The organism is Blastococcus sp. SYSU D00669 (assembly GCF_054050715.1).
The window spans coordinates 25,474-50,796 of the sequence record NZ_JBJGZV010000017.1; the positions used below are offsets into that span (position 1 = coordinate 25,474).

Sequence of the window (25,323 nt, forward strand, 5' to 3'; positions counted from 1 at the left end):
ACCTTTACCTGCGTCTTCGGCTGGAGAACGCACGTAAAGGTACCTATGCCTAAACCCCCGAGCGGACCTCGAGGTCGACGGCGAGGGGCAGGTGGTCCGAGGCGCCCTGGCCGTCGAGGACCTGCGCCGAGGCGACCGCGACGCCCTCGGTGACCCAGACCTGATCGATCCGCCGGTGCGGGGAGCCGGCCGGGTGGGTGAAACCCTCGTCGTGCTGCCAGAACCGCCAGCCGGCGCGGTCCCCGCGCTCGCGGGCCAGCTCCCAGGCGTCGGTGAACAGCGGCTGCAGCGCCGCCAGCTCGGGGGCGTCGGGGGCGGTGTTGAAGTCGCCGACGACGACCCCGCCGGCCATGCGCTCGGTGTGCAGCGCGGCGATCGCGGCCAGCTGCGCCCGCCGCTGGTCGGCCGACCCGCGGCTGAGGTGTGTCGTCGTCACCCACAGCGTGCCGCCGTCGAGCTCGACGAGGGTGCGCAGGGCGCTGCGCGGCTCGCCGTCGCCGGGCAGCGGGTGGACGTCGCTGACCAGGATCGGCAGCCGCGACAGCAGCGCGTTGCCGTACTCCTTGTCCGGGCGGTCGCCGCTGCGCGGCTCGTCGATCGCCGGACCCCAGGCCAGCTGCATGTCCAGCGCGCGGGAGAGCAGCAGGGCCTGGTCGACGTCCTCGCTGCGGGCGCCGTAGTAGCGGTCGACCTCCTGCAGGCAGATGACGTCGGCATCGGCGGCCTGCAGGACCTTGGCCAGGCGGGGCAGGTCGACGCGGTCGTCGTGCCCGGCGCCGTGGCGGATGTTGAACGTGACCAGCCGGACCGGGATCGGCGGCTGGTCCGGACCGGGGGCGGGCTTGGTCATGCCCCCAGGTTCTCAAGTCCGGGACGTCGACGGTGCGGTCGGGCCGGTCAGACGCCGAGGACGCGTGCCAGGAGCGCCCGGCGGCTGCGGGTGCCGGTCTTGTCGAACACCGACTTCAGGTGGTCCTGCACCGTGTTCGGGGAGACGGACATGCGCTCCGCCACGTCCCGGGTGTCCGCGCCGGTGGCGAGGTGCCGGAGCAGCTCGGTCTCCCGAGCGCTGAGCCCCGTGCACCGGGCGAACAGCGAGAGCCGCTCGGCTGCGCTCGAGCGGTCGACGGTGACGGCGATGTCGCGGAGGTCGGCGGGGTCGTCGCCGTCCAGCCGGGCCGCGCGCAGCGTGAGCCACCGGTTGCCGGCCAGGTGCACCCGCGCACGCGGCGGCGCGTCGTCGACGCCGGCCTCGACGGCGAGCAGCTGGGCCGCGACGTTGTAGGCGCCGGCGGGCACGGGCGGGCCGCCGTCGTCGCGGGGGACCAGCACCCGGAGCGCCTCCTCGGTGCCGGGGGTCCGGCGGACCACCTCGAGGTCGTGCGAGAGGAGCAGCACGAGCGGCCCGCCGACGTCCTCGACCGGGGTGGCCGCCGCGAAGGTCCGCGCCTGGCCGCGGCGCAGGGCGGCGGTGACGGCGGGGGTGACGGAGCCGAGGAACGCCACGTCGTCCGACCCGAAGGTGCGCGGGCGCTGCCGCCACAGCTCGAGGAACGCCCACGTGCCGAAGGCGTCGGCGAACACCACCGTGGCGACGTCGGCGACGTCGTACCGGCAGAGCAGCTCCCGCCACAGGCGGCTGCGCGCGAGGTCGCCCTCGGTGGCGGCGGCGAGCGACGCGACCGGCGACGACAGGCCGGTCCACCGGTTCAGGGCGGTGAGGTAGCGCAGGCGGACCAGTCGCGGCAGGTCGGGCAGGCACGGGACGTCGGCCAGCGGCGCGCAGCCCACCCGCGTCCGCGGATCGGTGAGCACCCAGGCGTGGGCGTCGAACCCCAGGGCGCGGTGCAGCTCGGCGAGCACGCGCAGCCGCAGGGTGCGGGCGTCCGCGCCGGTCGCGCAGATCCGCTCGACCCTCTCCCGTGCCGCCGCCGACCCGGCCACGAGGGCAGGGTAGGGACGTCCGGCCGCGACGGAACCCCACATCCCTGGGATGGAGCCCGCCGCGGCCGCTCCCTAGCCTCGCCGCCATGGTCACCCTGCACATCGAGCACCCGGTCACCGACCTCGTCACCTGGCGGCTTGCCTACGACCGCTTCGCCGAGCACCGGCGGCGCGCCGGTGTCCGCGGCGAGCGGGTGCGGCACCCCGTCGACGACGACCGCTACGTCGTGGTCGACCTGGACTTCGCGACACCGGAGGAGGCGCGGCGGTTCCAGGCGTTCCTGGAGACGACGGTCTGGGCCTCCCGGGACAGCTCCCCGGCGCTGTCCGGCACACCCCGCACGCGCATCCTCGAACCGGTCTGATCAGGCGTCGGTCAGCGGCAGGTCGAGCACGCGGCGCAGCCCCTCAGCACCCCTGTGGTGGTCGGTGAGCCACAGGACGAACCGGGCCTCCCGGCCGTCGAGCACCAGCTCGCCGAGCTGGTTGCCGAAGAAGGGGCCGGCCTGCTTCTGCCACGCGTAGGGCATCCGCCGGACGCGGGCCAGCCGGGCCATCCCGGCGGTGAGCCTGCGCGCCCACCGGCTCCAGCCGATCCGGAAGCCGACCTGGATCGGGTGCGGCGCCTGGTTGTGCAGCGGCGAGACGGTCAGCTGGTGCACGCGCGTGGTCAGCCCGCCCGGTTCGACCAGCTCCGCGGCGTAGGCGTGGTGGACGTCGCCGGAGAGGACCAGCGCGCTGGCCGGCGCCCGGCCGTGCTCCCCGCGGGCCAGCGCGACCAGCGCCGCCCCCATGCGCTCGAAGGACCGGCCGAACGCCGCCCAGTGCTCCAGGTCGGAGGCCTGCCGCAGCTTCTCCGAGAGCCGGCCGAGCGGGCGTCCCTCGTGCCGGACGTTGAGCGTCTCGTTCCAGCGCTCGAGGTTGTGGATCGCCGGGGGCAGCAGCCACGGCAGCGACGTGCCGATCACGAGGTGCTCGACGTCCTCCTCGACGGCGCGGCGCATGGCGGCCTCGACCCAGTCGAACTCGTCGTCGTCGAGCATCTGCCGGTCCTGCTCGTCCAGCACCCGCCCGGCGCGGCTGTCCACCATGATCATCCGTGCACTGCCCCAGTGCCGCACGTAGCTCCAGCGGACGCCGACCGGCTCGGCGTCGGCCTGGTGCGCCATCTTGCGCAGGATCGGCTCGGCGTCGTCCGACCCGCTGTCGCCGAGCGCGCGCACCGCCTGCCAGGTCTCGTTCTCGGCCAGCTCCTGCGGGCTGAGGTTGCCCAGGTGCTGGTAGACCCAGTAGCTGACCAGACCGCCGCTGATCCGCTCCTCCCACCAGTCCGACGTGGCGACCTCGTCGCGCCACGCGCGGGAGGTGTTCCAGTCGTCGATCATCTCGTGGTCGTCGAAGATCATCGACGACGGGATCGTGGAGAGCAGCCAGCGCACCTGCGGATCGCTCCACGACTCGGCGTAGAGCCGGGTGTACTCCTCGAAGTCGGAGATCTGCGCGTCCGGCCGCACCTCCTCGCCGCGGCGCAGGCGCAGCCACCGGCGGGTGTGCGGCGTCAGCTCGTCGGCGTAGACCTGGTCGCCGAGCAGGACCAGGGCGTCGGGCCACTCGTCCTCCGGCGTCGCCGCCACCTGCGTCGCGTAGGCGTCGAGCGCGTCCGGCGGGATGCCCTCCCGGACGTCGACGGTCGTCGGCGAGGCGTACCGGCAGGAGCCGAACGCGATCCGGAAGGGCCCCGGCCGGCCCGGGGTGCGGATCCGGCTGGGCGGGAAGGACGACGCCGCCGGGGGCCACACGCGCGCGCCGTCCAGGTGCACCTCGTAGGGGGTGGTCGAGCCGGGCTCGAGGTCCTCGACGAGCACCAGGGCGTAGTGGTGCCCGCCGACGCAGAAGGTGCGGGCCCGGCGGCCCAGCACCGACACCTCGCACGGCCGGTCGGTCTCGACCCACACGGTCGCCGACACCGGGTCGACGTGCCGCAGCAGCGGCCCGAGCAGCAGGACGGGGGTGTCGCCGTCGGCGGGTGCGGTCACGAGCGGACACCTTTCCCTACGAACCCGTGTTCCGCCCAGGTCTCCCCCGTTCGGGGCTGGGAGGATCGGGGCATGGAATTCGTGCTCATCGCGATCGCGATCCTGGTGGTCGCGCTGATCGCCGGGGTCGGGCTGCTCGTCAACCGCGGCCGGAGGACCACCCGTCTGGACGACGACGCCGCGAGCGGCACGACGCTGACCCGCCCCCGCCCACCCCAGGCGCCGCCGACCGGGAAGCCCTCGGGCGCCACCGCTGCGCCGCCGCCCACCCGACCCGCCACCGCCGACCAGGTCCAGCCCGACACCGTGCAGCCCGAGGCGGCGCCCGAGGTCGAGCTGCCGCCGGCCGAGCCCGAGCCGGGGCTGGTCTTCGAGACGCCGCTGCCCTCGGCCGGCCGCCTGGTGCGCCTGCGCTCCCGGCTGGCCCGCTCGCAGTCCTCGCTCGGCCGCGGCCTGCTCACCGTCCTGGCCCGCGAGAAGCTGACCGAGGACGACTGGGAGGAGATCGAGGAGACCCTCCTCACCGCCGACGTCGGCGTCGCCGCCACCACGCAGATCGTCGAGCGGCTGCGCACCCAGTCCATGGTGCTGGCCACCGCCTCCGGCGAGCAGCTGCGCGAGCTGCTGGTGCGCGAGCTCACCGGCGTCCTGGGCCCCGACCTCGACCGCTCCCTCGGCGTCGACCGGCACGACGGCAAGCCCGGCGTCGTCCTGGTGGTGGGGGTCAACGGCGCGGGCAAGACGACGACGGTCGGCAAGATCGCCCGCGTCCTCGTCGGCGACGGCAAGAGCGTCGTCCTCAGTGCCGCCGACACGTTCCGCGCGGCCGCCGCCGACCAGCTGGAGACCTGGGGCGAGCGGGTCGGCGTCCTCACCGTGCGCGGGCGCGAGGGCGGCGACCCGGCGTCGGTCGCGTTCGAGGCGGTGCGCACCGGCATGGAGGGCGAGGTCGACACCGTCGTCGTCGACACCGCCGGGCGGCTGCACACCAAGTCCGGGCTGATGGACGAGCTGGGCAAGATCAAGCGGGTCGTGGAGAAGCAGGCGCCGGTCACCGAGACGCTGCTCGTGCTCGACGCGACCACCGGCCAGAACGGCGTCGTGCAGGCCCGGGTGTTCACCGAGGCCGTCGACGTCACCGGCGTCGTCCTCACCAAGCTCGACGGCACGGCCAAGGGCGGCATCGTCGTGTCGGTGCAGCGCGAGCTCGGCATCCCGGTCAAGCTCGTCGGCCTGGGCGAGGGGCCCGACGACCTCGCGCCGTTCGAGCCGCAGGCGTTCGCCGAGGCGCTGGTCGGCGGCGCGGAGAACGACCGCGCCGCCTGATCAGCGCAGCGCGCGGGGGTCGACCCCGTACGGCAGCTCGAGGCGGTGCGCCGCGAGCAGCTCGGGGTCGGCCAGCAGCTCCCGCGTCGGCCCGTCCGCGACGACGAACCCGCCGTCCAGGACGACGGCGCGGGGGCACAGCTGCAGGGCGTACAGCAGGTCGTGGGTGACCATCAGCATGGTCACCGGCAGCGCCTCGAGGACCTCGGCCAGCTCCCGCCGGCCGGCCGGGTCGAGGTTCGACGACGGCTCGTCGAGCACCAGGACCTCCGGGTGCATCGACAGCACCGTGGCGACGGCGACGCGGCGGCGCTGCCCGAAGGAGAGGTGGTGCGGCGGCCGGTCGGCCGAGCCGGCCATGCCCACCTGCGCCAGCGCCGCCGCCACCCGGGCGGCGACCTCCGGCTCGGGGAGACCCAGGTTGCGGGGGCCGAACGCGACGTCCTCACCGACGGTGGGCATGAACAGCTGGTCGTCGGGGTCCTGGAACACGATGCCGACCCGGCGGCGGACCTCCTGCAGCGCCCGCCCCTCGACCGGCAGCCCGGCCACCTCCACCCGCCCGCGCCCGCCGCGCAGGATCCCGTTGAGGTGCATCACCAGCGTCGTCTTGCCGGCGCCGTTCGGGCCCAGCAGCGCCACCCGCTCGCCGCGCTCGAGGCGCAGGTCGACGCCGTAGAGCGCCTGGTGTCCGTCCGGGTAGGCGAACGCCAGGTCCTCGACGAGCAGCGACGGCGGGGGAGCGCTCACCCCCACAGCACCCCCGCCACCAGCACGGCGGCGGCCGCCCCGGGCAGGGCGAGGGCGGTGAGCCAGGCGCCGGCGCCGGGAGGCGTGGTGGGGCCGGTGGGCAGCCGCCCGGTGTACCCGCGCGACAGCATCGCCAGGTGGACCCGCTCGCCGCGCTCGTAGGAGCGGATGAACAGCGACCCGGCGGCCGGCCCGAGCACCCGCAGCGCACCCAGGTGCCGGGGGCGGAAGCCCCGCGACTCCCGGGCGACCCGCATCCGGCGCAGCTCGCCGGCGACCACGTCGGCGTACCGGACCATGAACAACAGGATCTGCACCAGCACCGCCGGCAGCCGCAGCCGCTCCAGCCCGCGGACCAGCGCGCGCGGGTCGGTGGTGGCGGCCAGCACGGTGGCGGCGAGCACCGAGAGCGTGGCCTTGGCGAGGATGCCGCCGCCGGTGGCCAGGCCGCTCTCCGACAGCGACAGCCCGGCGACCTCCACCCGCGGCCCGCGGGCGACGAACGGCAGCAGCAGCGCGAACAGCAGGAACGGCGTCTCCACGACCAGCGCCCGGGCCAGCCGGCCGGGCCGGACGCGGGCGGCCGCGGCGACGCCGAGCACCAGCACCAGGTCGGCGGCGTAGACGGCCGCCGCCCAGCCGGCGTGCACCGGCGTGGCGACGACGACCAGCGCGAACGCCAGGACGGCGACGAGCTTCAGGTGCGCCGGCAGCCGGTGGACGACGGTGTCGTCCCCGGTGGCGGCGGCGAGGACGCCGGCGTGCGCCGCACCCACCTCAGGAGGTGCTGTCGACCGGGTGCGCCGGGCGGCGTCGGCGCACCACGAGCGCGAGCCCGCCGGCCACGACGAGGGTCACGGCGACGCCGATCACCCCGGCCAGGCCGCCGGAGAGCCGGCCGTCGTCGACGCCGCTGACGGCGTAGTCGGCCAGCGGGGAGCCGGCCACGGCGCTGTCCTCGGCGGTGTGCGCGAACCCCGCCTCCTCGGCGCTGTGCTCGAGCCCGTCGGGGGCGGAGCTGGCGTAGTAGCTGCCCACCCCGGCGATGAGCAGGGCCAGCAGGACGCCGGCGACCCAGAAGCCCGTGCGGCGCCTCACCGGGCACCCCCGGCGGCTGCCGCGGCCGCGGGCCGGTCGGCCAGCGCCAGGTCGCGCCGCAGGTGCCGCGCGCCGTGCACCAGGTCGGGCCGGACGGCGAGGACGGCGCCGAGCACCGCGACGGTGATCGCCGCCTCGCCCAGGCCGATCAGCAGGTGGACGCCGAGCATCGTCGCCGTCACCGCGCCCAGCGGGACGTCGGCGACCGCGCCGACCGCGAACAGGCCCACGAAGGCCAGCGCCGCGACCGGCACGGAGAGGAACGCGCCGACACCGGCCGAGGCCAGCAGCGACGCGCGGGTGCGGGGGAGGACCCGCACGAGCAGGCGGGTGGTGCCGTAGCCGACCGCGACCGCCACGACCGCCATGAGCGTCACGTTGGTCCCCAGCGCTGTCAGCCCGCCGTCGGCGAAGAGCAGGGCCTGGACGATGAGGACGACGGTCAGGCACAGCACCGCCGTCCACGGCCCGACCAGCACGGCGGTCAGGGCGCCGCCGATGAGGTGACCGCTGGTCCCGGCGGCGACCGGGAAGTTCATCATCTGGACGGCGAAGACGAAGGCCGCGGTGAGCCCCGCCAGCGGGGTGGTGCGCTCGTCGAGCTCCCGCCGCGCGCCGCGCAGCGCCACCGCGACGGCGCCGGCGGCGACCGCGGCGGTCGCCACGGACGTGCCGGCGTCGAGGAATCCGTCGGGGACGTGCACGTCGCCTCCAGGGTCGTCGGGTGGGAGGTGCGCTCCGACCTTATTGCACATCGTTTGCAACTGCGACGCCCCGGTCGGCCGGGAGGCGGCCGCGGATGTGGCGTCGGCCACGCCGGGAGGTCCGCGCAACACGGCTGGAACACGAGGGCCGGACACGCGGCGCGGAGTTCACCGTCCCGAAACAGCGTCGCGCGCCCAGGCGAAACAGGTCGACGGCACCGTGAACGCCACGTCGCCCCCAGGGACGGGGGCGCCGGCCCCACCCACCCGTCCCCGGTGCGCCCCCGTGGTCCCGGGTCCGTTCCTTCCACGTGGCCGTCCCCGTGACGGCCACCGATCCCGTCAGGAGGTTGCCGTGGACACCGGCGACACCGCCTGGGTTCTCGCCAGCGCCGCCCTGGTGCTGCTGATGACCCCCGGTCTGGCGCTCTTCTACGGCGGCATGGTCCGCGCGAAGAGCGTCCTGAACATGATGATGATGAGCTTCGGGGCGCTCGCGCTGATCGGCGTCCTGTGGGTCCTCTACGGCTACTCGATGGCGTTCGGCGACGACGTCGGCGGCGGCCTGCTGGGCAACCCGTTCGAGTTCCTCGGCCTCTCCGGCCTGCTCGGCACCGAGGGCATCGACAACGGCTTCGCGGCCACCGAGCTGGTCTTCACCGTCCCGTCGATGGCCTTCGTCGCCTTCCAGGGGATGTTCGCCATCCTCACCGTCGCGCTGATCTCCGGGGCGATCGCCGACCGCGCCCGCTTCGGCCCCTGGATGGTCTTCGCGGGCATCTGGGCCACGGTCGTCTACTTCCCGGTCGCGCACTGGGTCTTCGCCTTCGACGGCGCGGAGTCCGAGACCGGCGGCTGGATCGCCAACAGCGTCCTCGCGATCGACTTCGCCGGCGGCACCGCGGTGCACATCAACGCCGGTGCGGCGGGCCTGGCCCTCGCCCTGGTGCTCGGCAAGCGCCGCGGCTTCGGCCGCGACCCCATGCGGCCGCACAACCTGCCGCTGGTCATGGCCGGCGCCGGCCTGCTGTGGTTCGGCTGGTTCGGCTTCAACGCCGGCTCGGCGCTGGCGGCCAACGGCCAGGCCGCCGAGGTGTTCGTGACCACCCTGGTCGCCACCTCCGCCGCGGCCCTGGGCTGGCTGGCCACGGAGAAGATCCGGGACGGCCACGCCACCTCGCTGGGCGCCGCCTCCGGTGTCGTCGCGGGCCTGGTCGCGATCACGCCGGCCTGCTCCTCGGTCACGCCGGTCGGCGCGATCCTCGTCGGCCTGATCGCCGGCGTCCTCTGCGCCCTCGCCGTCGGCCTGAAGTACAAGCTGGGCTACGACGACTCGCTCGACGTCGTCGGCGTCCACCTCGTCGGTGGCCTGTGGGGCACGCTCGCGGTCGGCCTGTTCGCCTCGGCGGCCACCACGGCCGGCGTCGACGGGCTCTTCTACGGCGGCGGCGTCGACCAGCTGTGGCGGCAGGCCATCGGCGCGTTCGCCGTCCTGGCGTTCTCCTTCGTGGTCACCTTCGTCATCGGCTTCGCCATCCAGAAGGTCATGGGCTTCCGGATCTCCGAGGAGGAGGAGGTCAGCGGCATCGACACCGCCGTGCACGCCGAGTCGGGGTACGACTTCGCGTCGCTCGGCGGCGGTGGGGGAGCATCGGTCACCGGCCAGACGTCCGTCTCGGCCCGTAGCACGGAAGGGGTCGGGGCGTGAAGCTGGTCACCGCCATCATCAAGCCGTTCAAGCTCGACGACGTGAAGAACGCCCTCGAGCTGATCGGGATCGCCGGCCTCACGGTCAGCGAGGTCCAGGGCTTCGGCCGCCAGCGGGGGCACACCGAGGTCTACCGCGGGGCGGAGTACCAGGTGGACTTCGTGCCGAAGGTCCGCATCGAGGTCGTCGTCAGCGAGCTCGACGCCGCCCGCGTGGTCGACGCCGTCGTGGAGGCCGCCTCCACGGGGCAGATCGGCGACGGCAAGGTGTGGGTCACCACGATCGACGAGATCGTGCGGGTCCGCACCGGCGAGCGCGGGGACGACGCACTCTGAGCAGGGCTGCGTGAGCAGCTGAGCACGCGTCGGCCGGGGCAGCGCGGCCGGGGCGGTGGGCGACCGACACCGCCCCGGCCGACGCACTTCCACCGAGGCCGGACCGGTCGCAGAGGGGACGACGTGCTGGACATCGAGGCGCTGCCAGGGATGCTCCGCGCCGAGCGGGTGGCGGCGCTGGACTCCTGGCTGACCGGCCTGCTGGCCGACGCCGCGGCGGGGACGCCGCCGCCGAAGCAGCGCCGCGGGGCCCCGCCGCCCCGCTCGGGCACCGAGGGTCTCGCGCTCGTCGCCGTCGGCAGCCTGGGCCGGCGCGAGCTGCCGCCGCACGGCGATCTCGACCTGGTGCTCGTCCACGACGGCCGTCCGGAGATCGCTGCCCTCGCCGACGCCCTCTGGTACCCGATTTGGGACGCCGGCCTGCGCCTGGACCACTCGGTGCGGTCGGTGTCGGAGGCGGTCTCGGTCGCCTCGGCCGACGTCAAGGCCGGGCTGGGGCTGCTCGACGCCCGCCTCGTCGCCGGCGATCCCGAGCTGGCCGCCGGCCTGCGCGCGGCGACGCTGGCCAGCTGGCGCGCGTCGGCGTCGAAGCTGCTGCCGCAGCTGCGCGACCTGCGGCGCGGCCGGGCCCGCCAGGTCGGCGAGCTGGCCTTCCTCCTCGAGCCCGACCTCAAGGAGGCCTACGGCGGCCTGCGCGAGGGGCAGGTGCTGCGCGCCGTCGCCGCCGCCCAGCTGGCCGACGAGCCGACCGCCGAGGCCGAGCAGGCCTACGCCTTCCTGCTCGACGTCCGCGACGAGCTGCGCCGGCGCAGCGGCCGGCCCGGCGACGTCCTGGTCCGCCAGGAGCAGCGGCCGGTGGCCGACGCCCTGGGGCTGGCCGACGAGGACGCGCTGCTGCGCGAGGTGAGCCTGGCCGGGCGCCGGCTGGCCTTCGTCGCCGACGAGACGTGGCGGCGGGTCGACGCGGCGCTGGTCCGCCGTCCCCGCGGCCGCTACCGCCGGGTCCGCCGCGAGCCGCTGGCCGACGGCGTCGTCCGGCAGGGCGACGAGGTCGTGCTGGCCCGCGACGCGAAGCCCGCCGCCGACCCCGGGCTGCTGCTGCGCGCCGCGGCGGCCGCGGCCCGGGCCGACGTGCCGCTGTCGCCCTACACGCTCAAGGTGCTCGCGGTGCACACGCCGCCGCTGCCGGAGCCCTGGCCGGCCGAGGTGCGCTGGTGGTTCCTCAGACTGCTGGCCAGCGGTCGGCCCGCCGTCGCCGTCCTGGAGCAGCTCGACCAGGAGGGCCTGCTGGCCCGGTTGCTGCCGGAGTGGGACCGGGTGCGCTCGCTGCCGCAGCGGCACCCGTGGCACCGCTTCACCGTGGACCGGCACCTCGTGGAGGCCGCCGCGGCCGCCGCCGAGCTCACCCACGACGTCGACCGGCCCGACCTGCTCCTCGTCGGGGCGCTGCTGCACGACATCGGCAAGGGCTGGCCCGGCGACCACAGCGTCGTCGGCGAGCCGATCGCCGCCGCCATCGCCGCGCGGATGGGGTTCACCCCGGCCGACGTCGCCACGGTCGCCGCGCTCGTGCGGCACCACCTGCTGCTGCCCGACACCGCCACCCGGCGCGACATCGACGACCCGGCGACGGTCGACCGGGTGGCCGACACGATCGGCCGCGACCCGGCGGTGCTGCAGCTGCTGCACGCGATCGCCCAGGCCGACGGCGCGGCGACCAGCGCCTCGGCGTGGTCGCCGTGGAAGGCGCACCTCGTCGCCGGGCTCGTCGCCCGAGTGCAGGCGCGGCTCGGCACGACGGCGGCCGACGATCCGGAGCCGGTGCTGCACCCCACCGAGCCGCAGGTGAGCGCGACGGCGCCGGGCGGCCCCGGCGCGCTGACCGTCGGCGTGGAGGACGTCGCCGACGGCCAGCAGGTGACCATCGGCGCACCCGACCAGCACGGCCTGTTCAGCGTCCTGGCCGGGGTGCTCGCGCTCAACCAGCTCGACGTGCGGGCGGCCAAGGTGTCGGCGGAGAACGGGCACGCGACCGCCGTCTTCGCGGTGCGCCCGCGGTTCGGGCGGGCGCCGGTGCCCGAGATCCTGGCCGACGGCGTGCGGGCGGCGCTGGAGGGCACGCTGTCGCTCTCCGACCGGCTGCGCCAGCGGGAGGCCGACTACCGGCAGAACGGCGGGCGCAGCGCGCCGCCGCGCATCTCGTGGCACGACTCGGAGGTCAGCGGCGTGGCCACGGGCATCGTCGAGGTCCGCGCCGGCGACCGGGCGGGGCTGCTGTACCGGCTCACCGCCGCGATCGCCGACGAGGGGCTCGACGTGACCTCGGCCCGGATCGAGACCTTCGGCGCCGACGCGGCCGACAGCTTCTACGTGGTCAACCCCGAGGGGCGGCCGATCGACGCGGAGCAGCGGCAGCGGGTCGAAGCGGCGCTGGTCGACGCCGCGCGGGGGGCTCCGGCCGACGTCTCCTAGCGCACGCGACCCCGTCCTGTCGCGCGACACGCCGGGCCGGGTTCCCGGCTCCCGTCGGTGGGTCGTGCGAGTGTCGACGCAGCGGGACGGACCGGTCCCGCCGAGCGACGAGGGGGAGTTCTCGTGGACAGCCGGACCTGGCCCTGCCCGACCTGCGGCGACGACCGCGACTTCGTGCAGCCGCCGTGCGCCGACGGCCACACCGGGGACGGCGGCGAGTGCCCCGAGTGGGCGTGCGCGGACTGCGGCACCGCGCTGGTGGTCGGCGACGTCGTCCCCCTGGCCGCGATGCCGCTGCGCCACGCGGCGTGAGAAAGGACCCCCTCCTCCCCACCCCTCGCAAGCTCGGGGCGGTGCCCTGGAGGGGGCCTCTACCCTGGGGGCGGGAGGCGCGGCTCGGCCGTGCCCGGAATCTCTGCTGAGGACGTGCTGTGTTCGAGACGCTCTCCGACCGCCTGGACAAGGTCTTCACCGGCCTGCGGGGCAAGGGTCGGCTGACCGACGCCGACATCGACGCGACGGCGCGGGAGATCCGCATCGCGCTGCTCGAGGCCGACGTCGCGCTGCCCGTGGTGCGGGCGTTCATCAACGCGATCAAGGAGCGGGCCCGCGGGTCCGAGGTCTCGCAGGCGCTGAACCCGGCGCAGCAGGTCATCAAGATCGTCAACGAGGAGCTCATCGGCATCCTCGGCGGCGAGACCCGCCGGCTGCGGTTCGCCAAGACCTCGCCGACGGTGATCATGCTCGCCGGCCTGCAGGGCTCCGGCAAGACGACGCTCGCCGGCAAGCTGGGCCGCTGGCTGAAGTCGCAGGGGCACACGCCGCTGCTCGTGGCCGCCGACCTGCAGCGGCCGAACGCGGTCAACCAGCTGTCGATCGTCGCCGGCCAGGCCGGGGTCGACGTCTTCGCGCCCGAGCCCGGCAACGGCATCGGCGACCCGGTGCGGGTGGCGGCCGACTCGATCGAGCACGCCCGCCGCACCATGCACGACGTCGTCGTCGTCGACACGGCCGGGCGGCTGGGCATCGACGCCGAGCTGATGGCGCAGGCGGCGGCGATCCGCGACGTCGTCCAGCCCGACGAGACGCTGTTCGTCGTCGACGCGATGATCGGTCAGGACGCCGTCACCACGGCCGAGGCCTTCCGCGACGGCGTGGGCTTCTCCGGCGTCGTCCTCACCAAGCTCGACGGCGACGCCCGCGGTGGTGCCGCGCTCTCGGTCCGCTACGTGACCGGGCAGCCGATCATGTTCGCCTCCACCGGCGAGAAGCTCACCGACTTCGACGTCTTCCACCCCGAGCGGATGGCCTCGCGCATCCTCGGCATGGGCGACGTGCTCACGCTCATCGAGCAGGCCGAGCAGGCCTTCGACGCCGAGCAGGCCGAGAAGATGGCCGGCAAGCTCGTCAGCCGCGAGGGCTTCACGCTCGAGGACTTCCTCGAGCAGATGATGGCGATCCGCAAGATGGGCCCGATCGCCAACCTGCTCGGCATGCTGCCCGGCGCCGGGCAGATGAAGGAGCAGCTCAAGCAGATCGACGACCGCGACCTCGACCGGACCGCGGCGATCATCCGCTCGATGACGCCGGAGGAGCGGGTCAACTCCAAGATCATCAACGCCTCGCGGCGGGTCCGGATCGCCAACGGATCGGGCGTGAGCGTCACCGACGTCAACCAGCTGCTGGAGCGCTTCGCGCAGGCCCAGAAGATGATGGGCCAGATGGCCGGCAGCATGGGCCTGCCCGGGATGGGCCCCATGTCGAAGAAGGCCCGGGGCCGGCAGATGCAGGCCCAGTCGAAGAAGGGCAAGAAGGGCAAGGGGAAGGGCAAGAGCGGCCCCGCCCGCCGGCCCATGGGCGCGCCCGGCGGGCTGCCGGGTGGCTTCCCCGGCGGCGCCGGCGGCTTCCCCGGCGGCATGCCGAGCCTGCCCCCGGGTCAGGGTCTGCCGGACCTGTCCAAGCTCAACTTCGACCAGTTCAAGGACGACGGCGGCCGGTGACCCCCGCCGTCCACCTCGCCGGTGTCGTCCTCCCCGAGGGCGAGCACCGCGACCTGTGGGTGCGCGACGGGCGGATCACCTTCGACCCGGTGCCCGGCGCCGAGACGGTCAGCCGCGGCGGCTGGCTGCTGCCCGGCCTGGTCGACGCCCACTGCCACGTCGGCATCGGCCCGGGCGGCGCCCCCGTGGAGGACCCCGCGGAGCTGCGCGCGCAGGCCATCGCCGAGCGGGACGCCGGCGTCCTCGCGCTGCGCGACTGCGGCGTCCCGGTCGACACCCGCTCCCTCGACGACGACCCGGAGCTGCCGCGGATCATCCGCGCCGGCCGGCACGTCGCGGCGCCGCGCCGCTACATGCCCGGCGTGGCCGTGGAGGTCGCGCCCGCCGATCTCGCCGCCGAGGTGACCACGCAGGCCGGCCGCGGCGACGGCTGGGTGAAGCTGGTCGGCGACTGGATCGACCGCGGCGTCGGCGACCTTGCCCCCGAGTGGCCGCGCGAGGCGGTGGAGGCCGCGATCGCCGCCGCGCACGCCGCGGGCGCCCGGGTCACGGCGCACACCTTCGGCACCGACGCGCTGCCCGACCTCATCGACGCCGGCATCGACTGCATCGAGCACGGCACCGGGCTGACCGAGGAGCTCATCGGCCGGATGGCCGCCCGGGGCACCGCCGTCGTCCCCACGCTGGTCAACGTCGAGAACTTCCCCGGCTTCGCCGCGGCGGGGGAGCAGAAGTTCCCCGCGTACGCCTCCACGATGCGCCGGCTGCACGCCTCGGCCGGCGCCGTCGTCCGGGCGGCGTACGACGCCGGCGTGCCCGTGTTCGCCGGCACCGACGCCGGCGGCGGGATCGCGCACGGCCGGATCGCCGACGAGATCCGCGCCCTCGCGGCGGCCGGGCTGCCCGCCGAGGCCGCCCTGGCGGCCGGGTCGTGGGCCGCCCGGGACTGGCTCGGGCTGCCCTGCCTCGAGGAGGGGGCGCTGGCCGACGTCGTCGTCTACGGCGCCGACCCGTGCGCCGACCTCGACGTGCTGGCCCGCCCCGCGCTGCGCATTCTGCGCGGCCGCATCGTCTGAGCGGAGTCCGAGGGCGCGGGAAGTGCGGTCCTCGGACTCCGCACGGCTCAGACGCTGACCCCGGCGGCCGCGGAGACCTCGTCGGCGGCGGCGAGCAGCGCGGCGACGGCCTGGCAGAGGCCCGCGTCGCCCGGCCCGCTTGCCCGGGACCTGCCGCGCGCTAGGCGGGTGGCCCGAGAGAGAGGGTGAGCACCGCGCCGGCGGCGGACGACGTCACGCGCAGGGCCCCGCCGGAGCTCTCCGCCGTCCGCCGGGCGATGTCGAGGCCGAGGCCCGTGGAGCCGCCGCCGCTGCGGCCGCGCTCCACCGACGCCTCGGGCACGCCCGGGCCGGAGTCGGCGACGGACACCTCGGCCCCGCCGTCGGCGCGGGGGCGGACCGCCACCCGGAACGCCGTCCCCTCCGGGGTGTGCGCGAAGACGTTGCCCAGCAGCGCGTCGACCGCGGCGCCGAGGTCGGCGGCGGCCACCCGGACCGGCAGCGCGGCCTCGGGCAGCTCCAGGGCGAGGTCCCGGCGCTCCTCCTCGGCCAGCACCGACCAGAAGGCGACCCGTTCCCCGACGACGGCGACGGCGTCCGCGGCGGCCCCGAGCCCCTCGCGCACCGGACGCCGGGCCTCCGAGATCACCTCGTCGACGGTGCGGGCCAGGGCGTCGACGTCGTCGAGGATGCGCTCGCGCTCGGCCGGCGGCAGCGACTCGGCGTCGAGCCGGAGGGCGGTCAGCGGGGTGCGCAGCCGGTGCGCGAGGTCGGCGGCGGACTCCCGCTCGGCGGCGAGCAGCTCCCCGATCCGGCCGGCCAGCCGGTTGAGCGCCGTCCCGACCTCCTGCACCTCCGCCGGCCCGGCCGGCTCGACGCGCGCGGCGAGGTCGCCGGTGCCCAGCTGGGTCGCCGTGCCGGCCAGCTCCGTGACCGGCCGCGTGAGGGAGCGGGCCAGCCGGTCGGCCACCAGCAGCGCGAGCAGGAAGAGCACCAGGCCCAGCCCGGCGAGGACCAGCCAGGTCCGCGTGACCCCGGCCCGGAGCTCGTCGGCCGGCACGAGGACCTCGACGACGGCGCTGCCGTCGGCCCGGCGCACCGGCTGCACCAGCCGCGTCCCGCCGTCCTCCTCGACCTCCTCCGCCGTCGTCGGCGTCTCGCCGGGGGCGGTCGCCCCGGCTTCGCGGAGCCAGGTGCCGTCCACCCAGCGGACGGCGACGGTGCGCCCGTCGGGCAGCCCGGCCAGCGCCCCGCGGACGTCGTCGGCGGAGTCGAGGCCGACGGTGGGGACGAGGAACTGCAGCTGCTGGCGCGCGGAGTCCAGCGCGCGGGCCTCGGCGACCCGCGCGACCAGCGCGGCGGCCGGCAGCAGGAAGGCCAGCAGCACGACCGAGGTGGTCGCGGCCACCAGCAGGGTGATCTGCCGCCTCACAGCTCGGGCTCCGGGTCGGGCTCGGCGAGCCGCACGCCCACGCCGCGGACGGTCTGGATCAGCCGCGGCTGCGCGGCCGACTCCCCGAGCTTGCGGCGCAGCCAGGAGAGGTGGACGTCGACGGTCTTGTCGGAGCCCCCGTAGGGCAGCTGCCAGACCTCGCGCAGCAGGTCCCGCTTCGGCACCACGGTCCCGACGCGGGCGGCGAGGTAGGCGAGCAGGTCGAACTCCTTGGGCGCGAGCTCCACTGACCGGCCGGCGAGGGTCACCCGCCGGGCGCGCGGGTCGACGGTCAGGTCGGCGACCGTGACCGGTGCAGGGCCGGCGTCGGGGCTCCCGGTCCGCCGCAGCACCGCCCGGATGCGGGCCTCGAGCTGATCGACCTGGAAGGGCTTGAGCACGTAGTCGTCGGCGCCGGCGTCGAGCGCCGACACGATGCTCGCGTCGTCGTCGCGGGCGGTGGCGACGATGACCGGGACGGGGGAGACCGCGCGGATCATGCGCAGCAGCTGCGCGCCGTCGAGGTCGGGCAGGCCGAGGTCGAGCACGACGAGGTCCGGCCGGGTGTCCACGGTCTGCTGGAGGCCGGCCATCGCGGTGGCCGCGGAGGCGATGGTGTGCCCCCGCTGCCGCAGCGCACGGATGAGCGCACCGCGGATGCGTTCGTCGTCCTCGACCACCAGCAGTTGCGCCACGCATCGCACGCTAGGGCGACATCCGCGCGTTCCGGCGCAGCCCAGCCGTACCTTGACCCTTCCTTGGGACCGCCTTAACCCGACCGCGTGGAGTCTCCCCGGCATGAAGCGATCACTCCCCCTCGTGGCGGGCTGGCTCCTCGCGGTGGCCGCCGCCGTCGGCATCGGGTTCCTGGCCGTGTCCCTCGTCGACGCCTCGGCGCCGGCCGCGGCTCCCAGCAGCGTGGACGTCAGCCCGGCGGGGACCGCCGCGTCGACGTCGTCCTCCTCTGCGCCGTCCACGACCTCGCCGCCCGCGGCGCCCTCGGGCGAGCACGCCACGGCCGGTGGCACCGTGCTCGCCTCCTGCGTCGGCGGCGTCGCGCAGCTGGCCGGGGCTCCGGCCGCCGGCTGGTCGGTGGAGCACTACGCCGACCACGTCGAGTTCGAGAGCGCGTCGCAGAAGGTCGAGGTCTACGTCAGCTGCGTGTCGGGGTCCCCGCAGTTCTCCGTGGAGGGCCCGCGGCCGCAGGGCAGCGGCGGCAGCGGTGGCGGCGACGACGACTCGTCCTCGCACCCGTCGTCCTCGTCCGCGGCGTCGTCCTCCAGCGGCGGGCACGGCTCGGACGACGGGCCGGGCGACGACAACGGCGGCGACGACGGCAGCAGCGGCCACGGCTCCGACGACGGGCCGGGCGACGACAACGGCGGCGACAGCGACAACAGCGGCCGCGGCTCCGACGACTGACCGCACCGCTCCCGGGGCGGGCCCGGCCGAGTCCTCGGCCGGGCCCGCACACATCGGTTGAGGTCTGCTGGGAGACTGGGTCCGTGCTCCTGCGGATGTCCTCTCTGTTCCTGCGCACGCTGCGCGACGACCCGGCCGACGCCGAGGTGCCGAGCCACCGGCTGCTCGTCCGCGCCGGCTACATCCGCCGCGCCGCGCCCGGCGGCTTCACCTGGCTGCCGCTGGGCTACCGGGTCTTCCGCAACGTCGAGCGGGTGATCCGCGAGGAGATGGACGCCATGGGCGCCCAGGAGGTGCACTTCCCGGCCCTCCTGCCGCGCGAGCCCTACGAGGCCACCCGCCGCTGGACCGAGTACGGCGACAGCCTGTTCCGGCTGCAGGACCGCCGCGGCAACGACTTCCTGCTCGGGCCGACGCACGAGGAGATGTTCACGCTCCTCGTGAAGGACGTGTACTCGTCCTACAAGGACCTGCCGCTCTCGCTGTACCAGATCCAGACCAAGTACCGGGACGAGGCGCGTCCGCGGGCCGGCCTGTTCCGCGGTCGCGAGTTCACCATGAAGGACAGCTACTCCTTCGACGTCGACGACGCCGGGCTGGACCGCTCCTACACCGCCCACCGCGACGCCTACATCCGGATCTTCGACCGGCTGGGCCTGGAGTACGTCATCGTCTCGGCGATGTCGGGCGCCATGGGCGGGTCCAAGAGCGAGGAGTTCCTGCACCCGACCGAGATCGGCGAGGACACCTTCGTCCGCTCGCCCGGCGGGTACGCGGCCAACGTCGAGGCGGTCACCACCGTCGTCCCCGAGCCCGTGCCGCTCGACGGCCTGCCCGACGCGCACGTCGAGGACACCCCCGACACCCCGACCATCGAGACGCTCGTCGCGGTCGCCCAGCAGCTGTTCCCCGACGCGGGCTACACCGCGGCGTCCACGCTGAAGAACGTCGTGGTCACCCTCGTGCACCCGGACGGCGTCCGCGAGCCGCTCGTCGTCGGCGTCCCGGGGGACCGCGAGGTCGACGCCAAGCGCCTCGAGGCGCAGGTCGCACCGGCCGAGGTCGAGCCGTTCGCCGACTTCGAGAAGCACCCGGCGCTGGTCAAGGGCTACATCGGCCCGGAGGTGCTGGGCAAGGACAGCGCGACCGGCATCCGCTACCTGGTCGACCCGCGCGTCGTGCCCGGCACCCGGTGGATCACCGGCGCCAACGAGGCCGGCAAGCACGTCTTCGACCTGGTGGCCGGGCGGGACTTCACCTGGGACGGCGTCATCGAGGCCGCCGAGGTGCTGCCGGGCGACCCCGCGCCCGACGGCTCCGGCCCGCTCGAGCTCGCCCGCGGCGTGGAGATGGGCCACATCTTCCAGCTGGGCCGCAAGTACGCCGACGCGCTGGACCTCAAGGTGCTCGACGAGAACGGCAAGCTCGTCACGGTCACCATGGGCTCCTACGGCATCGGCGTCTCCCGCGCCGTCGCCGCGATCGCCGAGTCCACGCACGACGAGCTGGGGCTGTGCTGGCCGCGGAGCATCGCGCCGGCCGACGTGCACGTGGTCGCCACGGGCAAGGACGCCGCGGTGTTCGAGGCGGCGCAGGCGCTGGCCGACGAGCTGGTCGGCGCCGGGCTCACCGTGCTCTACGACGACCGGCCCAAGGTCAGCCCGGGGGTGAAGTTCAAGGACGCCGAGCTGCTCGGCATGCCGACGATCGTCACGGTCGGCCGCGGGCTGGCCGAGGGCGTGGTCGAGCTGCGCGACCGGGCGAGCGGGGAGCGCCAGGAGGTGCCGGTGGGCGAGGCCACCGCCCGCGTGCTCGCCGCCGTCCGCGGCTGAAGCCGCCGCCGTCAGGGATCTCGACGAGGATCACCCCGCGGCCGCGAGGCGTCGTCCCGGCATCTGGCATGATGGTCGGTCGAACACGGCGGTGGGCGGCCCTCTCACCGTTGCCGGCCGTGTCCCTGGCTCCGCCACCGGCGTACCCCCACACGTCGCGTCCGGCGAGCACCGACACTGCGTTCGAGGAGTACACCACCCACCGTGGCCACCAAGATCAAGCTCATGCGCCTGGGCAAGATGCGCGCGCCCTACTACCGCATCGTCGTCGCCGACGCCCGCACCAAGCGGGACGGGCGCTCGATCGAGACGATCGGCAAGTACCACCCGAAGGAGGAGCCCTCCTTCATCGAGGTCGACAGCGAGCGCGCCCAGTACTGGCTGGGCGTCGGCGCGCAGCCGACCGAGGCCGTCGCCGCGATCTTCCGCGTGACCGGTGACTGGCAGAAGTTCAAGGGCGAGCCGGCCCCGGCGCCGATGAAGGTCGCCGAGCCCAAGCCGGACAAGAAGGCCCTGTACGAGGCCGCCGTCCGCGCCGCCGGTGGCGAGGAGGCCGCCGAGGGCGCCACCACGCCGAAGAAGAAGGCCGCCCCGAAGAAGGCCGCCGAGGCGCCTGCCGAGACCGTGGCCGAGGCCTCGGCCGCCGGCGGCGAGGGCCCGGCCTCCGGTGGGCCGGCTGCGACGCCCGCCGAGTAAGACGTGCTCGAAGAAGCGCTCGAGCACCTGGTCAAGGGCATCGTCGACCACCCCGACGACGTCACCGTCGACCTGCTCAACAGCCGCCGCGGCAAGACCCTCGAGGTCCGGGTGCACCCCGACGACCTCGGCAAGGTCATCGGCCGCGGCGGGCGCACCGCCAAGGCGCTGCGCCAGGTCATGACCGGCGTCGGCGGCCGCGGCCTGCGGGTCGACGTCGTCGACACCGACGGACGCTGAACGCACCTGAGCACGACCCCTGGCACCCCGGACACCGTGGTGGTCGGCCGCATCGGCCGGCCCCACGGTGTCCGGGGTGAGGTCACCCTCGAGGTCCGCACCGACGACCCCGACCTGCGCTTCACCCCCGGGGCCGAGCTGGTCACCGACCCCGCCTCCCGCGGTCCGCTGACGATCGAGCGCGCCCGCTGGCACCGCGACGTGCTGCTGCTGACGTTCGAGGGCGTCGAGAGCCGCGAGGCCGCCGAGGAGCTGCGCGACACCCTCCTGCTCGTCGACGTCGCGGCGCTGCCCGACCTCGACGACCCCGACGACTTCTACGACCACCAGCTGCTCGGTCTCACCGCGCGGCTGACCGACGACACGGTCCTGGGCGAGGTGGCGGCCGTCCGCCACGAGGGCGCCGACCTGCTGGTCGTGCGCCGGCCGGACGGCGGCGAGGTGCTGATCCCGTTCGCCAAGGCCATCGTCCCCACCGTCGACCTCGCGGCCGGGCACCTCGTGGTCGACCCGCCCGAGGGGCTGCTGGAGCTCTGATGGGCTACCGCATCGACGTCGTCACGATCTTCCCCGAGTACCTGGCGCCGCTGCGCCAGTCCCTGCTCGGCAAGGCCGCCGAGCGCGGGCTGGTGAGCATCGCCGTCCACGACCTGCGGCGGTGGACCGACGACGTCCACCGCACCGTGGACGACGCCCCGTACGGCGGCGGACCCGGCATGGTGATGCGCCCCGAGCCGTGGGGACGGGCGCTCGACGACGTCCGCACGCCGGGCACCCGGCTGGTCGTGCCGACGCCGGCCGGGCGCCGGTTCACCCAGGCCATGGCCGCGGAGTGGGCCGCCGAGCCGGGGCTGGTCTTCGCCTGCGGCCGCTACGAGGGCATCGACCAGCGGGTCGCCGACTGGGCCGCGGCCGCCGGGCCGGTGTCCGAGGTCTCGCTGGGCGACTACGTGCTGGCCGGCGGCGAGTCCGCCGTCCTCGTCATGGTCGAGGCGGTCACCCGCCTGCTCCCCGGGGTCGTCGGCAACCGCGAGTCGGTCGAGTACGACTCGCACGCCGACGGCCTGCTCGAGGGGCCCTCCTACACCCGCCCGGCGTCGTGGCGCGGGCTCGACGTCCCGCCGGTGCTGCTCTCCGGCGACCACGCGGCGATCGCGCGCTGGCGGCGGGCCGAGTCGCTGCGGCGCACCGCCGCCCGCCGGCCCGACCTGCTGACCGCCCTGCCGGAGGAGGCGCTGTCGGACGCCGACCGGGCGGTCCTCGAGGATGGCTGAGCGACCCCGGATCCGCGCCAGCGCGCGCGTGGTCCTGCTCGACCCGGCGGGACGGGTCCTGCTGTTCGGCGCGCGGCTGGTCGACCTGAGCACCCCGCCCGGGCCGGTCCTGTACTGGTACACGCCCGGCGGCGAGGTCGAGGCGGGGGAGCCGGTGCGGCTGGCCGCGGCGCGGGAGCTGGCCGAGGAGATCGGGCTCGTCGTCGACCCGGCGGTCCTGGAGGGGCCGGTGTGGATCCGCCGCGTCGTCGTCCCGTTCCTCGGCGAGCTGGTCGACGCGCGGGAGACCTACTTCGTCCTCCGCGACGTCGAGCACGAGGTCGACGTCAGCGGCCAGACCGAGCTGGAGCTCTACGAGGACCAGCCGTGGCGGTGGTGGACGCCGGCGGAGGTCGCCGCGAGCGGCGAGGAGTTCGCCCCGCGCGAGCTCGCCGTGGTGCTGCCCGAGCTGCTCGCGGGCCCCTGGACGGGGCCGCCGCGCAGCGTCGACTGAAGTTGTGGCACAGTAGAGAGCTGCTGCAGACGTCAGTGCCGCTGACGCGCGCGCTCCGCGAGAGCCACTGCCCCCGCCGAAGGTCAGCCGGGGACCACGGCTGTCCGGACCGGGAACGAACCACCGCTAGGACGACAGGACTGCTGAGATGAACACCCTGGACGCACTCGACGCCGACTCGCTGCGCGACGACATCCCCGAGTTCCGTCCCGGCGACACCGTCAAGGTGCACGTCCGCGTCGTCGAGGGCAACCGCTCGCGCATCCAGGTCTTCCAGGGCGTCGTCATCCGCCGTCAGGGCGGCGGCATCCGCGAGACCTTCACCGTGCGCAAGGTGAGCTTCGGCGTCGGCGTGGAGCGCACCTTCCCGGTGCACACCCCGGTCGTGGAGAAGATCGAGGTCGTCACCCGCGGCGACGTGCGCCGCGCGAAGCTGTACTACCTCCGCGAGCTGCGCGGCAAGGCCGCCAAGATCAAGGAGAAGCGCGAGCCGGTCGCGCGCTGACCCCACGCACCACTCGTCGCACCGGGGTCCCCGGGGTGACCACGGCGGGTCCTGCCCGGCCGTACGCTGGTCCCCGATGAGCAGCGATCGGCCCGCGGGGCCCGCCGACGGCGTTCCGGGGGACGACGGCCAGCCCCGTTCCGGTCAGCCGGAGACCACGGAGGACGAGCCGACGCCGGAGCGGCCCGCCCGCTCCCGGCGCCGGCGCCGCGACGAGCCGAAGAAGAAGGGCTCGCTGCTGCGCGAGCTCCCGGTCCTGCTGCTGATCGCCTTCGTCCTGGCGCTGCTGGTCAAGACCTTCTTCGTGCAGGCGTTCTTCATCCCCTCCGGGTCGATGGAGCAGACGCTGCACGGCTGCACCGGCTGCACCGGCGACCGCGTGCTGGTCAACAAGGTGCCGTACTGGTTCGGCGAGCCCGAGCCCGGCGACATCGTCGTCTTCAAGGGCCCCGACACCTGGTCGCCCGAGGTCGAGGTCTCCGACCCCAGCAACTGGTTCTCCGGCGCCCTGCTGTGGCTGGGCCGCTCGATCGGCGTCGCGCCGCCCAGCGAGGACGACTACGTCAAGCGGGTAATCGCCACCGGCGGGCAGACCGTCGAGTGCTGCGATCCCGAAGGACGGGTGACCGTCGACGGCGACCCGCTCGACGAGCCCTACATCTACGAGGACAACCCGATCGAATCGCGCCGTTTCGGCCCGGTGACCGTTCCCGACGGCCGGCTGTGGGTGATGGGGGACCACCGGTCGGCCTCGGCCGATTCCCGCAACCACGTCGGCGACGAGTACTCCGGGACCATCGCGGTGTCCGACGTCATCGGCAAGGCCGCCGTCATCGTGTGGCCGCTGGACCGGTTCGGCCTGCTCGCCTCCCCGGACATCCAAGGGCTGGAGGCCGCCGGCAGGCCCGGTGCGGTCGTCGCCCCGGAGGCCGTGGGCCTGGCGGCCGTGGTGCCGTTCGCGCTGTGGCGCCGTCGGCGCCGTCGCTGAAACCATTCGCGCCGCCATTACCGAATGGCCGAGCGCCGTTTCGCGTGTGACCCGGGACGCAGGGAACGGCATTTGCGCGCCGTCCCAGAAATTTCCCGGAAAGGGGTAAAGCAACCGTTTCACCCTTCCGATGGAGGTGTTGGAACTTCCCGGAGTTGAAACGGAGTCAGTTGTGTCTGCACCCTTGGCGAGCACCGCCCGCGGCGTGACCCGCGTGCTCCTCCTCGCCGACAGCCCCGTGCTGCGTCGCGGCCTGGTCAGCATGGTCAACGAGACCGCCGGCATGCAGTCCGTGGGCACCCCGGGCGAGCTGCGCCGGGCCCTGACCCTGGTCGAGACCGCCCGCCCCGACGCCGTCGTGGTCGAGCTGGGTTCGGGCAAGGCGGCCACCCTCAACGCCTGCCGCGACCTGCGTCGCCGGTTCCCCCGCGTGACGATCGTGGCCCTGGCCACCTCCGAGGACCCGGCCGTCGTCAACGAGGCCGTGGCCGCCGGTGTCCGGGGCTACCTGCTGATGAACACCTCGCCGACGCTGCTCGGCTGGGCGATCCTGGCCGCCCGCGCCGGCCGCACCGTCGTCGACCCGCAGATCCGCCGGGTCGAGCCCTCGGCCGTGCCGGCGGGCAAGCCGTTCGTCCCCGAGGTGCCGTTGACCCGCCGCGAGCAGGACGTGCTCGACGAGCTGATCCAGGGCCAGTCCAACCGCCAGATCGGGCGCAACCTGTTCATCAGCGAGGACACGGTCAAGAGCCACGTCAAGGCCATCCTGCGCAAGCTGGGTGCCCGCGACCGCGCCCACGCGGTGTCGCTGGTGCTCTCCTCGCGCGGCGGTGCCGGCGGCGCCTGCACCTGCGGCGCGCACGCCCTGACCGCGGCCGAGGTCGACGCGGACGCCTGACCCGCACCACCCGCAGCTCGGACCGTCCGCCTCCTCGGCGGTCCGACCACGGCCCGGGCCGGTCCCCCTCGCAGGGGACCGGCCCGAGCCGTGTCCGCCGGGTGGTGTCGGCCGC

At 75.0% G+C, this 25,323-nt stretch carries 27 protein-coding genes; 18 read left to right on the top strand and 9 right to left on the bottom strand.

The features are described 5' to 3' along the window. Nucleotides 1-49: 49 nt before the first annotated feature. Together ACI8AF_RS13640 and ACI8AF_RS13645 are read right to left on the bottom strand one after the other, a co-directional pair. Entirely contained in the window at nt 50-850 is an 801-nt protein-coding gene (locus ACI8AF_RS13640) for an endonuclease/exonuclease/phosphatase family protein (RefSeq protein ID WP_456540259.1), read from the bottom strand. 47 nt (nt 851-897) lie between these two features. Further along, nucleotides 898-1,944, bottom strand: a complete 1,047-nt coding sequence (locus ACI8AF_RS13645; protein ID WP_456540260.1) for a LuxR C-terminal-related transcriptional regulator — start codon at nt 1,942-1,944, stop codon at nt 898-900. An 86-nt stretch (nt 1,945-2,030) separates the two neighbouring features. On the opposite strand from ACI8AF_RS13645, the gene ACI8AF_RS13650 reads away from it, so the two are divergent. Then, nucleotides 2,031-2,309: a hypothetical protein gene (locus tag ACI8AF_RS13650; protein ID WP_456540261.1), complete on the top strand. Its 279-nt coding sequence runs from the start codon at nt 2,031-2,033 to the stop codon at nt 2,307-2,309. Here ACI8AF_RS13650 and ACI8AF_RS13655 read toward each other — a convergent pair whose 3' ends face one another. Beyond that, the gene (locus ACI8AF_RS13655; RefSeq protein WP_456540262.1) at nt 2,310-3,980 is read right to left on the bottom strand and encodes an alkaline phosphatase D family protein; all 1,671 of its coding nucleotides are present in this window, start codon (nt 3,978-3,980) and stop codon (nt 2,310-2,312) included. 72 nt (nt 3,981-4,052) lie between these two features. On the opposite strand from ACI8AF_RS13655, the gene ftsY reads away from it, so the two are divergent. Further along, nucleotides 4,053-5,306 carry a signal recognition particle-docking protein FtsY gene (ftsY, locus tag ACI8AF_RS13660; RefSeq protein ID WP_456540263.1) on the top strand — a complete coding sequence of 418 codons (1,254 nt, stop codon included), beginning with the start codon at nt 4,053-4,055 and terminating at the stop codon, nt 5,304-5,306. Here the strand turns inward: ftsY and ACI8AF_RS13665 are convergent, their stop codons facing one another. Genes ACI8AF_RS13665 through ACI8AF_RS13680 form a run of 4 tightly spaced genes read right to left on the bottom strand, consistent with a single transcriptional unit; the run spans nt 5,307 to nt 7,858 of the window. Beyond that, nucleotides 5,307-6,056, bottom strand: a complete 750-nt coding sequence (locus ACI8AF_RS13665) for an energy-coupling factor ABC transporter ATP-binding protein (RefSeq protein WP_456540264.1) — start codon at nt 6,054-6,056, stop codon at nt 5,307-5,309. It lies immediately after the preceding gene. Beyond that, nucleotides 6,053-6,832, bottom strand: coding sequence for a cobalt ECF transporter T component CbiQ (cbiQ, locus tag ACI8AF_RS13670; protein ID WP_456540265.1), 780 nt, complete (start codon nt 6,830-6,832; stop codon nt 6,053-6,055). Before cbiQ ends, ACI8AF_RS13665 begins: the two co-directional genes overlap by 4 nt. A 1-nt stretch (nt 6,833) precedes the next feature. After that, on the bottom strand, nt 6,834-7,154 hold the full coding sequence (locus ACI8AF_RS13675; protein ID WP_456540266.1) for a PDGLE domain-containing protein: 321 nt from the start codon (nt 7,152-7,154) through the stop codon (nt 6,834-6,836). After that, the gene (locus tag ACI8AF_RS13680; protein WP_456540267.1) at nt 7,151-7,858 is read right to left on the bottom strand and encodes an energy-coupling factor ABC transporter permease; all 708 of its coding nucleotides are present in this window, start codon (nt 7,856-7,858) and stop codon (nt 7,151-7,153) included. Before ACI8AF_RS13680 ends, ACI8AF_RS13675 begins: the two co-directional genes overlap by 4 nt. 355 nt (nt 7,859-8,213) lie before the next feature. Between ACI8AF_RS13680 and ACI8AF_RS13685 the strand changes: the two genes are divergently transcribed. From ACI8AF_RS13685 to ACI8AF_RS13710, 6 genes are all read left to right on the top strand, one after another. Next, nucleotides 8,214-9,566, top strand: coding sequence for an ammonium transporter (locus tag ACI8AF_RS13685; protein ID WP_456540268.1), 1,353 nt, complete (start codon nt 8,214-8,216; stop codon nt 9,564-9,566). Beyond that, nucleotides 9,563-9,901, top strand: a complete 339-nt coding sequence (locus tag ACI8AF_RS13690; RefSeq protein ID WP_456540269.1) for a P-II family nitrogen regulator — start codon at nt 9,563-9,565, stop codon at nt 9,899-9,901. The genes ACI8AF_RS13685 and ACI8AF_RS13690 overlap by 4 nt, the downstream gene beginning before the upstream one ends. Nucleotides 9,902-10,024: 123 nt before the next feature. Continuing rightward, nucleotides 10,025-12,373, top strand: a complete 2,349-nt coding sequence (locus ACI8AF_RS13695) for a [protein-PII] uridylyltransferase (protein WP_456540270.1) — start codon at nt 10,025-10,027, stop codon at nt 12,371-12,373. A 123-nt stretch (nt 12,374-12,496) separates the two neighbouring features. After that, a complete protein-coding gene (locus tag ACI8AF_RS13700; RefSeq protein ID WP_456540271.1) occupies nt 12,497-12,685 on the top strand; it encodes a hypothetical protein in 189 nt (62 codons plus the stop codon). 119 nt (nt 12,686-12,804) lie between these two features. Then, nucleotides 12,805-14,373 carry a signal recognition particle protein gene (gene ffh, locus ACI8AF_RS13705; RefSeq protein WP_456540272.1) on the top strand — a complete coding sequence of 523 codons (1,569 nt, stop codon included), beginning with the start codon at nt 12,805-12,807 and terminating at the stop codon, nt 14,371-14,373. Then, the gene (locus ACI8AF_RS13710) at nt 14,370-15,449 is read left to right on the top strand and encodes an amidohydrolase family protein (protein ID WP_456540273.1); all 1,080 of its coding nucleotides are present in this window, start codon (nt 14,370-14,372) and stop codon (nt 15,447-15,449) included. Before ffh ends, ACI8AF_RS13710 begins: the two co-directional genes overlap by 4 nt. A 160-nt stretch (nt 15,450-15,609) precedes the next feature. Here ACI8AF_RS13710 and ACI8AF_RS13715 read toward each other — a convergent pair whose 3' ends face one another. Both ACI8AF_RS13715 and ACI8AF_RS13720 read right to left on the bottom strand, forming a co-directional pair. After that, nucleotides 15,610-16,860, bottom strand: a complete 1,251-nt coding sequence (locus ACI8AF_RS13715) for a sensor histidine kinase (RefSeq protein ID WP_456540274.1) — start codon at nt 16,858-16,860, stop codon at nt 15,610-15,612. After that, nucleotides 16,857-17,555: a response regulator transcription factor gene (locus ACI8AF_RS13720; protein ID WP_456540275.1), complete on the bottom strand. Its 699-nt coding sequence runs from the start codon at nt 17,553-17,555 to the stop codon at nt 16,857-16,859. The genes ACI8AF_RS13715 and ACI8AF_RS13720 overlap by 4 nt, the downstream gene beginning before the upstream one ends. A 103-nt stretch (nt 17,556-17,658) precedes the next feature. Here ACI8AF_RS13720 and ACI8AF_RS13725 point away from each other — a divergent pair, with 103 nt between their 5' ends. The 10 genes from ACI8AF_RS13725 to ACI8AF_RS13770 all read left to right on the top strand — a co-directional run bounded on the left by ACI8AF_RS13725 (nt 17,659) and on the right by ACI8AF_RS13770 (nt 25,208). Continuing rightward, entirely contained in the window at nt 17,659-18,282 is a 624-nt protein-coding gene (locus ACI8AF_RS13725; protein WP_456540276.1) for a hypothetical protein, read from the top strand. Between the two features lie 83 nt (nt 18,283-18,365). Beyond that, nucleotides 18,366-20,114 carry a proline--tRNA ligase gene (locus tag ACI8AF_RS13730; RefSeq protein WP_456540277.1) on the top strand — a complete coding sequence of 583 codons (1,749 nt, stop codon included), beginning with the start codon at nt 18,366-18,368 and terminating at the stop codon, nt 20,112-20,114. Nucleotides 20,115-20,318: 204 nt separating this feature from the next. Further along, nucleotides 20,319-20,810, top strand: coding sequence for a 30S ribosomal protein S16 (gene rpsP / locus ACI8AF_RS13735; protein WP_456540278.1), 492 nt, complete (start codon nt 20,319-20,321; stop codon nt 20,808-20,810). A 3-nt stretch (nt 20,811-20,813) separates the two neighbouring features. Beyond that, nucleotides 20,814-21,050, top strand: coding sequence for an RNA-binding protein (locus tag ACI8AF_RS13740; RefSeq protein WP_448627359.1), 237 nt, complete (start codon nt 20,814-20,816; stop codon nt 21,048-21,050). A 36-nt stretch (nt 21,051-21,086) separates the two neighbouring features. Further along, nucleotides 21,087-21,587: a ribosome maturation factor RimM gene (gene rimM, locus ACI8AF_RS13745; RefSeq protein ID WP_456540279.1), complete on the top strand. Its 501-nt coding sequence runs from the start codon at nt 21,087-21,089 to the stop codon at nt 21,585-21,587. Beyond that, the gene (gene trmD / locus ACI8AF_RS13750) at nt 21,587-22,324 is read left to right on the top strand and encodes a tRNA (guanosine(37)-N1)-methyltransferase TrmD (protein ID WP_456540280.1); all 738 of its coding nucleotides are present in this window, start codon (nt 21,587-21,589) and stop codon (nt 22,322-22,324) included. Before rimM ends, trmD begins: the two co-directional genes overlap by 1 nt. Next, the gene (locus ACI8AF_RS13755; protein ID WP_456540281.1) at nt 22,317-22,817 is read left to right on the top strand and encodes an NUDIX hydrolase; all 501 of its coding nucleotides are present in this window, start codon (nt 22,317-22,319) and stop codon (nt 22,815-22,817) included. The genes trmD and ACI8AF_RS13755 overlap by 8 nt, the downstream gene beginning before the upstream one ends. 148 nt (nt 22,818-22,965) lie before the next feature. After that, on the top strand, nt 22,966-23,322 hold the full coding sequence (gene rplS, locus ACI8AF_RS13760; protein ID WP_456540282.1) for a 50S ribosomal protein L19: 357 nt from the start codon (nt 22,966-22,968) through the stop codon (nt 23,320-23,322). A gap of 76 nt (nt 23,323-23,398) precedes the next feature. Next, nucleotides 23,399-24,310, top strand: coding sequence for a signal peptidase I (lepB, locus tag ACI8AF_RS13765; RefSeq protein WP_456540283.1), 912 nt, complete (start codon nt 23,399-23,401; stop codon nt 24,308-24,310). A gap of 172 nt (nt 24,311-24,482) precedes the next feature. Beyond that, a complete protein-coding gene (locus tag ACI8AF_RS13770; RefSeq protein WP_456540284.1) occupies nt 24,483-25,208 on the top strand; it encodes a LuxR C-terminal-related transcriptional regulator in 726 nt (241 codons plus the stop codon). Nucleotides 25,209-25,323 lie beyond the last annotated feature (115 nt).

What these genes read in the sequence shown, in the direction of transcription:
- lepB (WP_456540283.1), top strand. Translation starts at nt 23,399, where the DNA reads ATGAGCAGCGATCGGCCCGCGGGGCCCGCCGACGGCGTTCCGGGGGAC.
- rplS (WP_456540282.1), top strand. Translation starts at nt 22,966, where the DNA reads ATGAACACCCTGGACGCACTCGACGCCGACTCGCTGCGCGACGACATC.
- ACI8AF_RS13725 (WP_456540276.1), top strand. Translation starts at nt 17,659, where the DNA reads ATGAAGCGATCACTCCCCCTCGTGGCGGGCTGGCTCCTCGCGGTGGCC.
- ftsY (WP_456540263.1), top strand. Translation starts at nt 4,053, where the DNA reads ATGGAATTCGTGCTCATCGCGATCGCGATCCTGGTGGTCGCGCTGATC.
- trmD (WP_456540280.1), top strand. Translation starts at nt 21,587, where the DNA reads ATGGGCTACCGCATCGACGTCGTCACGATCTTCCCCGAGTACCTGGCG.
- ACI8AF_RS13755 (WP_456540281.1), top strand. Translation starts at nt 22,317, where the DNA reads ATGGCTGAGCGACCCCGGATCCGCGCCAGCGCGCGCGTGGTCCTGCTC.
- ACI8AF_RS13640 (WP_456540259.1), bottom strand. Translation starts at nt 850, where the DNA reads ATGACCAAGCCCGCCCCCGGTCCGGACCAGCCGCCGATCCCGGTCCGG.
- ACI8AF_RS13650 (WP_456540261.1), top strand. Translation starts at nt 2,031, where the DNA reads ATGGTCACCCTGCACATCGAGCACCCGGTCACCGACCTCGTCACCTGG.